The following is an 11,789-nucleotide window of genomic DNA, read 5'->3' as shown; positions in this document are numbered from 1 at the left end:
GCCGACAGCCGAGCAACAATTAAGGTGCTTTTTACTCACGCATCGAAGACTGTGTGGCGGCGCGCGCCGCCGCGCAGTGTCTTTCCCAAGCTGGCATAAAACCTGCTCTGCAATTTGTGACAGGCCTGACTATGCCCATAGAACGCCGAGGCAACTAACTAATGAACTTCAAGGATTACCCCAATGCCTGTGCTGCAACCCAATCAACTGCGTGTGGCCGTCCGCCACGCCACCCTGGCCACAGCCCTTAGCGCCACCCTGGCCAGCCCATTGTATGCCGCAGAGACCGAACGGACCCTGGGTACCGTCACCGTCCAAGGGGCAAAGCAGACTGCTGCGCAAGCGGCCAGCAGCCAACTGGCAGAGGTCCCTGGTGGCACCAGCGTGGTCGACAGCGAAGAAGTCGCAAAAGGCCGCACCGGCAACCTGCAGGACACGCTTGGCTATCAGCCGGGGGTATTCGTGCAGTCCACCGGCGGCAACGATGCGGCCAAGATCTCCATTCGAGGCTCGGGCGCAAACACCTCGCCGGGCTACTTTCGGGAAGGCATCAAGTTCCTCTTCGATGGCCTGCCGCTGACCGGTCCGGGCGGTACGCCGTATGAGTTCCTCAACGCCGCGGGTGTCAATTACACCGAGATCCTGCGCGGCGCCAACGCCTTCCAGTACGGTGCCTTGACCCTCGGCGGCGCGGTCAACTTCGTCAATCACAGTGGCTATACCGCGCCCGGCCTGCGCCTGCGTGGCGAGGCCGGCAGCTATGGTTACCAGAAGCAGAGCATCAGTTATGGCGGGGTCGAGGGCGACCTGGATTACTACCTGCAAGCCGACAACTACCGCAACGACGGCTACCGCGACTACAGCCTGTCGCGCAGTTCAGGCATGGTTGCCAATGCCGGCTACCGCTTCAGCCCCAAACTTGAAACGCGGGTATTGCTGCGTTACCGCGACGAATTCCACAATGACCCGAGCGCGACGACCCTCGCCGCAGCCAAGCACAACCCACGCCGGGCCAGTGCGACCGCCGAAAGCAGCGGTGCCGGTGCGCGCCGCCCCGGCAGCATCTGGCTGGGCAGCAAGACTACCTACACCTTCGACGACGATGCCCGGCTGACCGTCGGTTTGTCCTACCACGACTACCGCCACACCAATAACCCGCGCAGCCCGACCAACCCCAGCTATTGGGACTGGCACGACCTCGGCCTGCTCCTCGGCTATGACCGCATCGACACTTTGTTCGGCCATGAAAGCCGCAGCAGCGTTGCCTTCACCTCAACCCAGCACCTACGCGGCGGGGTCAATTCGGCCAATGACGAAAAGGTCAGCTTAAAGAAAGTCGATTATCAGGATTCGTTCGACAGGGTGATCGCCCTGGGCAATGACCTCAACCTGGTCGATGGCCTGTGGCTGACCAGCGGTGTGTCGTTCGTCAACGTGCGCCGCAAGGCCGACATCGACTACGCGGTAAACCCCAACCGCACCGACTTCCCGCAGCATGTCGACTACGACAACTGGAGCGTCGCCCCGCGGGTCGGTTTGCGCTATGAGTTCAGCCCCAACCTGCAGGTATTCACCAACCTCAGTCGCAGTATCGACCCGCCGGCATCCTGGGAATACTCAGGCTCCGGCCCGACCCTGCCGTACATTCGCCCGCTGGTTGAACAGAAAGGCAACACCTTCGAGGTCGGCATCAAAGGCTCGCACGGGATCTTCGACGGCAGCCTGGCGCTGTACCGCTCGTGGATTCACAACGAGTTGCTCAACGTGCAGATCATCCCCGCCAGCAACGGCGCGGCGGCGGTCACCGGCGCATTCAATGCCACGCCGACCATTCACCAGGGCATCGAAGCAGGCCTGAACACCCGCCTGTGGGAAAACCCGCAAGGCGATCAGGTGCGCCTGCGCCAGGTTTACACCCTGAACGACTTCTACTACCGCAACGACGATACCTTCGGCGACAACCAGCTGCCTGGCATCCCCAAGCATGTCTATCAAGGCGAGTTGCAATACCAGCACCACAGCGGCTGGTATAGCGGCGTCAACGTGCAGTCGGCATCGCGCACGGCAGTGGACTACGCCAACACGCTGTATGCGCCTTCGTACACGATCTGGGGCGCGAAAGTGGGTTACGAGGCGCCCAAGGGCAATTGGAAGGTCTCGCTGGACGTGAAAAACCTGGCCAACAAAGCTTATGTTTCGGCCATTACCCCCGTCTACAACGCGCGCGGGCAGGATTCGGCGTCGTTCTGGCCGGGCGACGGCATCGGCGCCTATGTTGGGCTCGAGCTGCGCTACTGACGGCAAGCCGGCGTTGCCCCGCGCAAGCGGAGCAACGCCGACGGCTCAGAGGTTCGAGGCGCGCGGCATCAGTTCATAGGGCAACTTGAAGCCGGGCATGGCCTTGATCCGCTGTTTCCATTCTTCGATATGAGGGAAATCACTCAGCTGCATGCCGGTATCTTCAGGCATGTACACGTAGCCGGCCAGCGATAGGTCAGCGATGGTCAAGCGCCCGCCGACCATATAGGGCGTGGTGCTCAGGTGCTGGTCGACCACGCGATAGGCCGCTTTTGCCCGATCGCGGAAGAACGTCGTGACTTCGGTTTCACCTGTCTTTTTCAAACCGTAAAGAAAACGCAGGGTCGCGTAATAGCTGGTGAATTTGTGGTTATCAAACAACATCCAGCGCCAGATCTCACGGCGCTCATCGTCACTCTGCCAGCCGAATTTACCCGTCTGCTCGACCAGGTATTCAAGAATCAGTGCCGACTGGGTCAGGGTCTTGCCGCGGTGTTCGAGCACCGGCACTTCGCCCTGTTGATTGACCTGACTGCGCCAGTCTTCATCTCGGGTCTGGCCATTGAAGAAGTCGACCGGCACCGCTTGCCAATCGCAACCGGTCAATTCAAGCATCAGCGCAACCTTGTAGGCGTTGCCGGATTCACCAAAGCAGTGCAGCGTGTATTCAGACATGGTCGACCTTCAGCTTGGGTTGAGTGAGACAGCTCGTCCAGCAGTAGAGCATGGCTCGGGTACGCCGACCACTGCGCGCACGCAGCCAATTGAACTAGTTTCAGTCATTGCCGCTCTTATTATCATGCAGACATTCCCCTAGGCTTCACCCTTCTGGAGGTTTCGCCATGCGTCGTTTGATTGTTGTTTCTTCGCTGTTGGTTCTGCTGCCTGTTGGCTCGGCGATGGCCCGTGTCGATGGCCGTGATATCGCTACATCGGCGGGTGTATCCGCTTCCCTGTACTCGACCTTCAAGGATGACAAACGGATCATCCCGGCGCGTGACGAGCTGTCGGCATTCGTGGCCAGCGGCGGTGCCATCCGTGGCGCTTACGTTGAATCGGCGCTGGAGCAGGCGCGTCAAAGCAACCCAGGCCTGCAGGTCAGTGACGAAGAGCTGGCTCAGGCGATCCTGTCGCAAGACAACTGATTGCTGCCCCCTCTATCTAACCGGACCACGTCTACGCCCCGCGTAGCGTGGTCTTTTGCTGTGCGGCTTTGATAATCCTCCGTCATTTTCAATAAATTGACGAAACAGTCTCGGCGCGCCACGCCTTGGTGCCCCCACAGACAGCCGCTATGGTTGCTGCAACTCCTCACCACTCAGCGGAACAGCCTCCATGAAAGCCATTGTCTTTACCCAGCACGGCCTGCCGATCAGCGATCCTGCGGCATTGTTCGACACCGAGCTTGAGCAGCCCACCCCTGGGCCCCGCGATCTGCTGGTCGAAGTGCAGGCCATCTCGGTCAACCCGGTCGATACCAAGGTCCGCGCCGGCAGCGGCAGCACCGCACAGCCGAAAGTACTCGGTTGGGACGCCGTGGGTATCGTCCGGGAGGTCGGCAGCGACGTCAGCTTGTTCCAGCCAGGCGATGAGGTCTTCTACGCCGGCGCCATCGACCGACCCGGCAGCTACAGCCAGTTTCACTTGGTGGATGAGCGCATTGTCGGGCACAAACCGCGCAGCCTCGACGCCGCCAGTGCCGCAGCGCTGCCGCTGACGTCGATTACCGCCTGGGAGCTGTTGTTCGACCGCCTGGGCGTTGCCGAAGGTGGCGGCCAGGGGCAGACCCTGCTGATCGTCGGTGCTGGCGGTGGGGTGGGCTCGATTCTTACACAACTGGCCCGCAAACTGACCGACCTGACCGTGATCGGCACTGCCTCACGCGCCGAAACCCAGCAATGGGTCAAGGACTTGGGCGCGCATCATGTGGTCGATCACAGCCAGCCGCTGCCCGCACAGCTTGCCCAGATCGGCGATGGCCAGGTCGACATGGTCATCAGCTTGACCCATACCGACCGCCACTTCGCTCAGCTGATCGAAGTCCTGCGTCCACAAGGTCGGCTGGCGTTGATCGATGACCCGGCAACCCTTGACGTCGTGCCGCTCAAGCGCAAATCGGTGTCGCTGCACTGGGAGCTGATGTTCACCCGCTCGCTGTACCAGACCGCCGACATGATCAAGCAGCACCAATTGCTGGATCGGGTTGCGGCACTGGTTGACGAAGGGGTGTTGCGCACCACGTTGGGTGAGCACTTCGGTGCGATCAATGCACAGAATCTGCGCCGGGCTCACGCCTTGATCGAGAGCGGCAAGGCCAAGGGCAAGATCGTTCTTGCAGGGTTCGACGCCTAGGCTTGCTCAGCCAGCGGCTGTACCTGGGTCAATCGCCCAGAGCCTGCAGCCGCTGTACCAGGAATGCGCGCAATTGCTGCACCACCGGCGTCAATGACTGCCGGTGGGCACACACCAGGTGTAACGGCGTCGGCTGCCCCCAGGCCCGCGGGAACAGCTCGACCAACCGCCCGGCCTCGAGGTCGGCGCGCACATCCAGCTGCGACTTGAACACCACACCCAGCCCCGCCACCGCCCAGCGCCGCACCACATCGGCATCATCACTGGTGCGATCGCCGGCGACCATCACCGCCTTGACGCCGTGCTCGGTATGAAAGTTCCAGCGTTCATGGGTCAGATCGCCCATCATGTAGCGCAGGCAGTTGTGCTGGGTGAGATCTTCTGGGGTGCGCGGCGCACCATGCCGGGCGAGGTAGGCAGGTGCTGCGCAGAGGATGCGCCGGTTGTTCGCCGCCAGCGGCAGCGCCACCAGGCTGGAGTCGGCCAACTGCCCATAACGAATCCCCGCATCCAGCCGGTCACTGAAAAAGTCCGCGACCTGGTCGCTCAGCCTTAGCTGCAGTTCGATCCGTGGGTGCGCCGCCTGAAACTCATCCAGCCAAGGCAACAGCAGGTTACGGCCCAGATCGGAAGGCATCGACAGGCGCAGCGGCCCGGCAATTTCCTCGCGCCCGTCAGCCAGTGCCAACTCACCCTCGCTGAGTGCTTCCAGCACCTGACGGGCGTGCGGCAGGTAGCGCTGGCCATCGTCGGACAGGCGCAGTTTGCGCGTCGAACGCACGAACAAACGGATACCCAGGCTGCGCTCCAGGCGCTGCACCGCACCGCTGGCCAAGGCCGGGGAAATATCCAGTTGCCGCGCCGCCGCCGAGAAGCTGCCGGCCTCGACGGTGGTGACGAATACCTGCAGATCGTCCATGCGCACCAGTTTCTTGATCAACCGCCAATCCTCACTGATTCAAGCCAAAGCCTTGCCGTAGAGCGCTGAGGGTCTAGGCTGACAGTTCAAGCCAATAAAAAGAGACCACCAATGCCGATGCCCCGCCCACCCTTTGCCGCCGCCCTCGCCCTGTGCCTGGCCTGCTCCCAGGCCATTGCCGCCGAACCGACCCCACAGGACCTGCTCAAGCAAGCCCAAGCAGAGCAAGCACATTACCTCGACACCCTCAAAAGCCTGGTCTCGGTCGACACCGGTACCGGCACCGAAGCAGGCCTGAGCCAGGTCAGCGCCGAACTGGTCAAGCGCCTCAAGGCGCTCGGTGCCCAGGTTGAAACCCATCCCGCCACACCTTCTGTTGGCGACAACATTGTCGGTACCTTCAAGGGCACCGGCAGCAAAGACTTCATGCTGATGGTCCACTACGACACCGTGTTCGGCCCCGGCACGGTGGCCAAGCGGCCGTTCCGTATCGAAGGCGAACGCGCCTACGGACCCGGTGTTGCCGATGCCAAAGGCGGCGTGGCGATGATCCTGCACGCGCTCAAGCTGCTGCAGGACCAGCAATTCAAAGGCTACCGGACGCTAACCGTACTGTTCAATCCAGATGAAGAAATGGGCTCCGCCGGCTCCAAAAAGATCATCGCCGAGCTGGCCCGTAAGCATGATTACGTATTCTCCTACGAGCCGCCAGACAAGGACGCCGTCACTGTCGCCACCAACGGTATCAACCGCCTCAAACTCGAAGTCAAAGGCCGCTCCTCGCACGCTGGTTCTGCACCTGAAGAAGGCCGCAACGCACTGACCGAATTGTCCCATCAGATCCTCCAGTTGAAGGACCTGGGCGATGGCAACAAAGGCACCACGGTCAACTGGACCCTGGCAAAAGCCGGCGAAAAGGCCAACATCATTCCTGCCCTGGCCACGGCCGAAGCCGACATGCGCTATTCGGACTTGAGCGAAAGTGATCGCGTCGCGGCCGATGCCAAACGCATCGCACAAAAGCAGCTGATCGCCGACACCCAGACCAGCGTCACCCTCGAGAAAGGCCGCCCACCCCTGGCGCGCAATGAAGGCTCCAGCGCCCTGGCCAAAACCGCCGGCCAGCTGTATGGCCAGATCGACCGCACGCTTGAGCCAATCGCGATGCGCTTTGGCACCGACGCCGGGTATGCCTACGTGCCGGGCAGCGCGAAGCCCGCAGTGCTGGAAACCATGGGTGTGGTCGGTGCCGGGCTGCATGGCGATGACGAGTACATCGAGCTGGCTAGTGTCGCACCGCGCTTGTACCTTACGGTGGCGATGATCAGGAAGCTGGCGCAGTAAGCCTTGCACTCGTGAGGGAGCGTGATGAACATTCTCTACGATGAACGCGTCGATGGCCGGCTGCCGGCCATCGACCAGGCCGAGGTATTGGGGGCGCTGCGCAGCGCCCTCCCCGACCTGGAGATTCTGCACCGCAACGAGGACCTCAGACCGTATGAGTGCGATGGCCTCTCGGCCTATCGCACACTTCCATTGCTGGTGGTACTGCCAGTGCGACTGGAGCAGGTGCAGACGCTGCTCAAGGTCTGCCACCAGCGCGGGGTGCCGGTGGTTGCGCGCGGCGCAGGCACTGGTTTGTCCGGCGGCGCCTTGCCGTTGAGCAAAGGCATCCTGCTGGTGATGGCGCGCTTCAACCAGATCCTTGAGGTCAACCCGCAGGGGCGTTATGCCAGGGTGCAACCTGGCGTGCGCAACCTGGCCATCTCTCAGGCTGCAGCGCCGTACGGCCTCTACTACGCACCTGATCCGTCGTCGCAGATCGCCTGTTCGATTGGCGGCAACGTGGCTGAAAACGCCGGCGGTGTGCATTGCCTGAAATACGGCCTTACCGTGCACAACCTGCTCAAAGTCGACATCCTCACCATCGAAGGCGAGCACCTGAGTCTGGGCAGTGATGCCCTGGACAGCCCGGGCTTTGACTTGCTGGCGCTGTTTACCGGCTCCGAAGGCATGCTCGGCATTGTCACCGAAGTCACCGTCAAATTGCTGGCCAAGCCGCAGGTGGCGCGGGTGCTGTTGGCCAGCTTCAACAGCGTCGAGGACGCTGGCCGCGCGGTTGCCGAAATCATCGGTGCGGGGATCATCCCCGCGGGCCTGGAGATGATGGACAACCTGGCTATCCGCGCCGCTGAAGACTTCATCCATGCCGGCTACCCGGTGGACGCAGCGGCGATCCTGCTGTGTGAACTGGATGGCGTCGAAGCCGATGTAACGGCTGACTGCGCGCGGGTGCAGGCCGTGCTGGAGCAGGCTGGGGCGAGCCAGGTGCAACTGGCCTGCGACGAGGCGCAGCGGGTGCGTTTCTGGGCCGGGCGCAAGAACGCCTTCCCTGCCGTGGGGCGGATTTCACCGGACTACTACTGCATGGACGGCACGATCCCCCGCCGCCAGCTGGCACGGGTGCTTAGTGCGATCGCTGAGTTGTCCGCCGAATATGGGTTGCGCGTGGCCAATGTGTTTCATGCCGGCGATGGCAATATGCACCCACTGATCCTGTTTGACGCCAATGTGCCGGGCGAGCTGGAGCGGGCTGAAGCCATCGGCGGCAAGATCCTCGAGCTGTGCGTGGCGGTGGGTGGCAGCATTACCGGCGAGCATGGCGTCGGCCGGGAAAAGATCAATCAGATGTGCGCGCAGTTCAACAGCGACGAAATCACCCTGTTTCACGCGGTCAAGGCGGCGTTTGACTCGCGGGGGCTGCTCAACCCCGGCAAGAACATTCCGACCCTGCAGCGCTGCGCCGAATTTGGCGCCCTGCATGTACACCATGGCCAACTGCCCTTCCCTGACCTGGAGCGCTTCTGATGAGCCTTGCCGGTGATCTGAGCCAGGACCTGCTTGATCAGGTCAAGCAGGCGCTGGCTTCTAATACGCCACTGCGCATCCAGGGTAGCAACAGCAAGGCCATGCTCGGCAACCACGTTGCAGGCAAGCTCATCGACACCCGCGGCCATAGCGGCATCATCAGCTACGACCCTACCGAGCTGGTCCTGACCGCGCGCGCCGGGACGCCACTGGCTGAAATCGAAGCCGTATTGGCTGAAGCTGGGCAGATCCTGCCCTGGGAACCGCCGCATCTGGGGCCGGCAGCAACAGTGGGCGGCACGGTTGCTGCGGGTCTTTCCGGCCCACGCAGGCCCTGGGCGGGGGCGGCGCGCGATCATGTTCTCGGCAGCCGCGTCATCACCGGCCACGGCAAGTTGCTGCAGTTTGGCGGCGAAGTGATGAAGAACGTTGCCGGCTACGACCTGTCACGCCTGCTCACCGGCAGCTTCGGCTGCCTTGGGCTGCTGACCGAAGTCTCGCTCAAAGTGCTGCCGCGACCGCGCCAATGCCTCAGCCTGCGCTTGCACATGCCTGCGCATCTGGCACTCAGTGCGCTCGCTGAATGGGGTCAACAGCCGCTGCCGATCAGCGCAGCCTGCCATGACGGCGAGGCACTCTGCCTGCGCCTGGAGGGTGGCGAAGGGTCGGTACAGTCGGCATTTCAGCGCCTCGGCGGCGAGCTGATCGATAGCCGCTTCTGGGACGATCTGCGCGAGCAGCGGCTGGCGTTTTTTGCCGATTCACAGCCGCTCTGGCGCCTGTCGCTGCCAATTGCCTCAGGCACCACCGGCCTGCCTGGGCGCGAGCTGATCGACTGGAGCGGCGCCCAACGCTGGCTGAAGTCCACAGCACCCGCTGCGCAGATCCGCAGCCAGGCCGCTGCCCTCGGAGGGCACGCCACGGGCTATTCGGCGGTTGCTGACAGCTTTACCCCATTGCCCGCAGCGCTGCTGCGCTACCACCGAGCACTCAAACAGCAGCTCGACCCCCAGGGCATCTTCAATCCCGGGCGTATGTATGCAGACTTGTGAGGGCAGATCATGCAGACCAATCTGAGCGAAGCAGCCCAAGGCCTGGCACGCGGCGCAGAAGCCGAGCGCATTCTGCGCTCCTGCGTGCACTGTGGTTTCTGCACCGCCACCTGCCCCACCTACCAACTCCTGGGCGACGAACTGGATGGGCCACGTGGGCGGATCTACCTGATCAAGCAAGTGCTGGAAGGCGCGCCGGCCACCGCCAGCACCCAACTGCATCTGGACCGCTGCCTGACCTGCCGCAACTGCGAAAGTACTTGCCCCTCAGGCGTGCAATACCACGACCTGCTGGACATCGGCCGCGCCGTGGTCGAGGCACAGGTACCCCGCCCGCTCGGTCAACGCCTGCTGCGTGGGGCGCTGCGCGCCGTGGTGCCACGCCCAACCCTGTTCCAGGCGCTGACTCGCAGCGGCCAGGTACTGCGCCCGCTGCTACCGGCGGGTCTAAAAACCAAGTTGCCTGCAAGCGTGACAGCGCCAGGCCTGCGCCCGGCGCCACGGCACAATCGCCGCGTGCTCTTGCTTGAAGGCTGCGTACAAGCAGCATTTTCTCCCAACACCAACAGCGCCACCGCACGCGTGCTCGATCGCCTCGGCATCAGTGTCGAGCCAAGCCCGGCGGCGGGCTGTTGCGGCTCGGTGGAGTATCACTTGAACGCCCAAGAACAGGGTTTGCAACGCGCCCGGAACAACATTGATGCCTGGTGGCCGGCGGTTGAGGCCGGAGCTGAAGCCATTGTGCAGACCGCCAGCGGCTGCGGCGCGTTTATCCATGAGTACGGCCATTTGCTTGCCCACGACCCGCTGTACGCCGGCAAAGCCGCCCGCATCAGCGCCCTCGCCCGTGACCTGGTGGAGGTTCTGCGCGACGAGCCGCTGGAGCAGCTCGGCCTGTGCCGCGAACAACGGCTGGCGTTCCACTGCCCCTGCACGCTGCAACATGCGCTCAAACTCGGCGGTGCGGTGGAAGCCGTGTTGACACGGCTGGGCTTCAGTCTCACCCGCGTGCCGGACGGGCACCTGTGCTGTGGCTCGGCAGGTACCTACTCGCTGACCCAGCCCGAGTTGGCCCGGCAACTACGCGATAATCGCCTGGACGCGCTGGAAAGCGGCAAACCGCAGATCATCGCCACTGCCAATATCGGCTGTCAGACCCATCTCGACGGCGCGGGCCGCACGCCTGTGCGGCACTGGATCGAAATCGTCGAGCAAGCGTTGACCCCGCAGGGCTGATCAACTCGCTTGATCTGTTTTCAAGAGTGGCGCAAAAACGCTCTGAAACGTACCCTGCAGCCGTAATACCAAAGTGCCATACGTCGGTATTCGCCCCGCGCGCCCACTGTTTTTGCATACCATGTGCACATTAATGCAGTCATACCGTATACCCGAGCTGTCTACCTCAGGAAGAGGCCCGTACGTTCAAGCCATTTCCGCCTCTGGCGAGATGTTGATACCCAGCCATCAAGAGGCACCCGCAATGAACATTTCCAGCACCGGCGAAACCCCTTCCCCTGGGTGCCGTCACTGTCGTGACAGCGAACCGCTGCCGTTTGCCATCAGCATGGCCTTCCAGCCGATCATCGACGCGTCAAGTTCGGCCGTATTCGCCTACGAGTCCTTGGTCCGCGGCACCGATGGCAGCGGTGCCAAGAGCATCCTCGACCAGGTCACTCAGGCCAATCGCTACAAGTTCGACCAGTCGTGCCGGGTCAAGGCGGTGGAGCTGGCCGCCAAGCTCGCGCTGCCGACCTACCTGAGCATCAACTTCCTGCCCAACGCGGTGTATCAGCCAGCCGCGTGTATCCGTGCCACGCTCGATGCTGCTCAGCGCTTCAACTTCCCTGCCAATCGGATCATCTTCGAGTTCACTGAAAACGAAAGCATGGTCGACAAGCAGCACCTGCGCGGCATTGTGCTCGAGTACCAGAAGCTTGGTTTCAAGACCGCGATCGACGACTTCGGGGCTGGCTATTCGGGGCTGGGTCTGCTGGCAGAGTTTCAACCAGACATCATCAAGATCGACATGGAACTGATCCGCGATATCCACCAGAGTCGCGCACGCTGCGCGATTGTCGAAGGCATCGTCGGTATCTGCCGCAAGCTCGACATTACGGTGATCGCCGAAGGTATCGAGCGCGTCGAGGAGTACCTGACGCTGCGCAGCCTGGGCGTCAATCTGTTCCAGGGCTATCTGTTCGCCCGCCCTGGCTTCGAGACGCTGCCGGACGTGCACTGGCCTGGGCGCGAAACTGTCTGCTAGAGCAGGTATCCTGAGCATTCAGACGCGCTCGGGAATG

At 62.5% G+C, this 11,789-nt stretch carries 10 protein-coding genes; 8 read left to right on the top strand and 2 right to left on the bottom strand.

All coding sequences use genetic code 11. The features are described from left to right. The first annotated feature begins 183 nt into the window (after positions 1–183). A complete protein-coding gene (locus FW789_RS05465) occupies positions 184–2,298 on the top strand; it encodes a TonB-dependent receptor family protein (RefSeq protein ID WP_446431101.1) in 2,115 nt (704 codons plus the stop codon). A gap of 45 nt (positions 2,299–2,343) precedes the next feature. On the opposite strand, the gene FW789_RS05460 is transcribed toward FW789_RS05465, so the two are convergent. After that, on the bottom strand, positions 2,344–2,973 hold the full coding sequence (locus FW789_RS05460; RefSeq protein ID WP_207074148.1) for a glutathione S-transferase N-terminal domain-containing protein: 630 nt from the start codon (positions 2,971–2,973) through the stop codon (positions 2,344–2,346). Between the two features lie 167 nt (positions 2,974–3,140). Between FW789_RS05460 and FW789_RS05455 the strand changes: the two genes are divergently transcribed. Both FW789_RS05455 and FW789_RS05450 read left to right on the top strand, forming a co-directional pair. Continuing rightward, positions 3,141–3,443 (top strand): DUF2388 domain-containing protein, encoded by a 303-nt coding sequence (locus FW789_RS05455; protein WP_101318955.1) that lies wholly within the window; start codon positions 3,141–3,143, stop codon positions 3,441–3,443. Positions 3,444–3,633: 190 nt separating this feature from the next. Further along, positions 3,634–4,650 (top strand): zinc-binding alcohol dehydrogenase family protein, encoded by a 1,017-nt coding sequence (locus FW789_RS05450; RefSeq protein WP_446431100.1) that lies wholly within the window; start codon positions 3,634–3,636, stop codon positions 4,648–4,650. Positions 4,651–4,678: 28 nt separating this feature from the next. On the opposite strand, the gene FW789_RS05445 is transcribed toward FW789_RS05450, so the two are convergent. After that, positions 4,679–5,578: a LysR substrate-binding domain-containing protein gene (locus tag FW789_RS05445; RefSeq protein WP_446431235.1), complete on the bottom strand. Its 900-nt coding sequence runs from the start codon at positions 5,576–5,578 to the stop codon at positions 4,679–4,681. Between the two features lie 102 nt (positions 5,579–5,680). On the opposite strand from FW789_RS05445, the gene FW789_RS05440 reads away from it, so the two are divergent. The 5 genes from FW789_RS05440 to FW789_RS05420 all read left to right on the top strand — a co-directional run bounded on the left by FW789_RS05440 (position 5,681) and on the right by FW789_RS05420 (position 11,752). Continuing rightward, positions 5,681–6,913 (top strand): M20/M25/M40 family metallo-hydrolase, encoded by a 1,233-nt coding sequence (locus FW789_RS05440; protein WP_207074150.1) that lies wholly within the window; start codon positions 5,681–5,683, stop codon positions 6,911–6,913. A 24-nt stretch (positions 6,914–6,937) separates the two neighbouring features. Beyond that, positions 6,938–8,437 carry a glycolate oxidase subunit GlcD gene (glcD, locus tag FW789_RS05435; protein ID WP_207074151.1) on the top strand — a complete coding sequence of 500 codons (1,500 nt, stop codon included), beginning with the start codon at positions 6,938–6,940 and terminating at the stop codon, positions 8,435–8,437. After that, positions 8,437–9,489, top strand: a complete 1,053-nt coding sequence (glcE, locus tag FW789_RS05430; RefSeq protein WP_207074152.1) for a glycolate oxidase subunit GlcE — start codon at positions 8,437–8,439, stop codon at positions 9,487–9,489. The genes glcD and glcE overlap by 1 nt, the downstream gene beginning before the upstream one ends. A 9-nt stretch (positions 9,490–9,498) precedes the next feature. Next, positions 9,499–10,725, top strand: a complete 1,227-nt coding sequence (gene glcF / locus FW789_RS05425) for a glycolate oxidase subunit GlcF (protein ID WP_207074153.1) — start codon at positions 9,499–9,501, stop codon at positions 10,723–10,725. 244 nt (positions 10,726–10,969) lie between these two features. Beyond that, positions 10,970–11,752, top strand: coding sequence for an EAL domain-containing protein (locus FW789_RS05420; protein WP_181003796.1), 783 nt, complete (start codon positions 10,970–10,972; stop codon positions 11,750–11,752). Positions 11,753–11,789: the final 37 nt, after the last annotated feature.

It is taken from the genome of Pseudomonas sp. 1121_17 (assembly GCF_052850745.1).
This window is presented reverse-complemented; position numbering and strand designations above follow the sequence as displayed.

Bases quoted from the DNA above. Each gene is read 5' to 3' on its own strand.
- FW789_RS05465 (WP_446431101.1), top strand. From the start codon at position 184: ATGCCTGTGCTGCAACCCAATCAACTGCGTGTGGCCGTCCGCCACGCC.
- FW789_RS05460 (WP_207074148.1), bottom strand. From the start codon at position 2,973: ATGTCTGAATACACGCTGCACTGCTTTGGTGAATCCGGCAACGCCTAC.
- FW789_RS05455 (WP_101318955.1), top strand. From the start codon at position 3,141: ATGCGTCGTTTGATTGTTGTTTCTTCGCTGTTGGTTCTGCTGCCTGTT.
- FW789_RS05450 (WP_446431100.1), top strand. From the start codon at position 3,634: ATGAAAGCCATTGTCTTTACCCAGCACGGCCTGCCGATCAGCGATCCT.
- FW789_RS05440 (WP_207074150.1), top strand. From the start codon at position 5,681: ATGCCGATGCCCCGCCCACCCTTTGCCGCCGCCCTCGCCCTGTGCCTG.
- glcD (WP_207074151.1), top strand. From the start codon at position 6,938: ATGAACATTCTCTACGATGAACGCGTCGATGGCCGGCTGCCGGCCATC.
- glcE (WP_207074152.1), top strand. From the start codon at position 8,437: ATGAGCCTTGCCGGTGATCTGAGCCAGGACCTGCTTGATCAGGTCAAG.
- glcF (WP_207074153.1), top strand. From the start codon at position 9,499: ATGCAGACCAATCTGAGCGAAGCAGCCCAAGGCCTGGCACGCGGCGCA.
- FW789_RS05420 (WP_181003796.1), top strand. From the start codon at position 10,970: ATGAACATTTCCAGCACCGGCGAAACCCCTTCCCCTGGGTGCCGTCAC.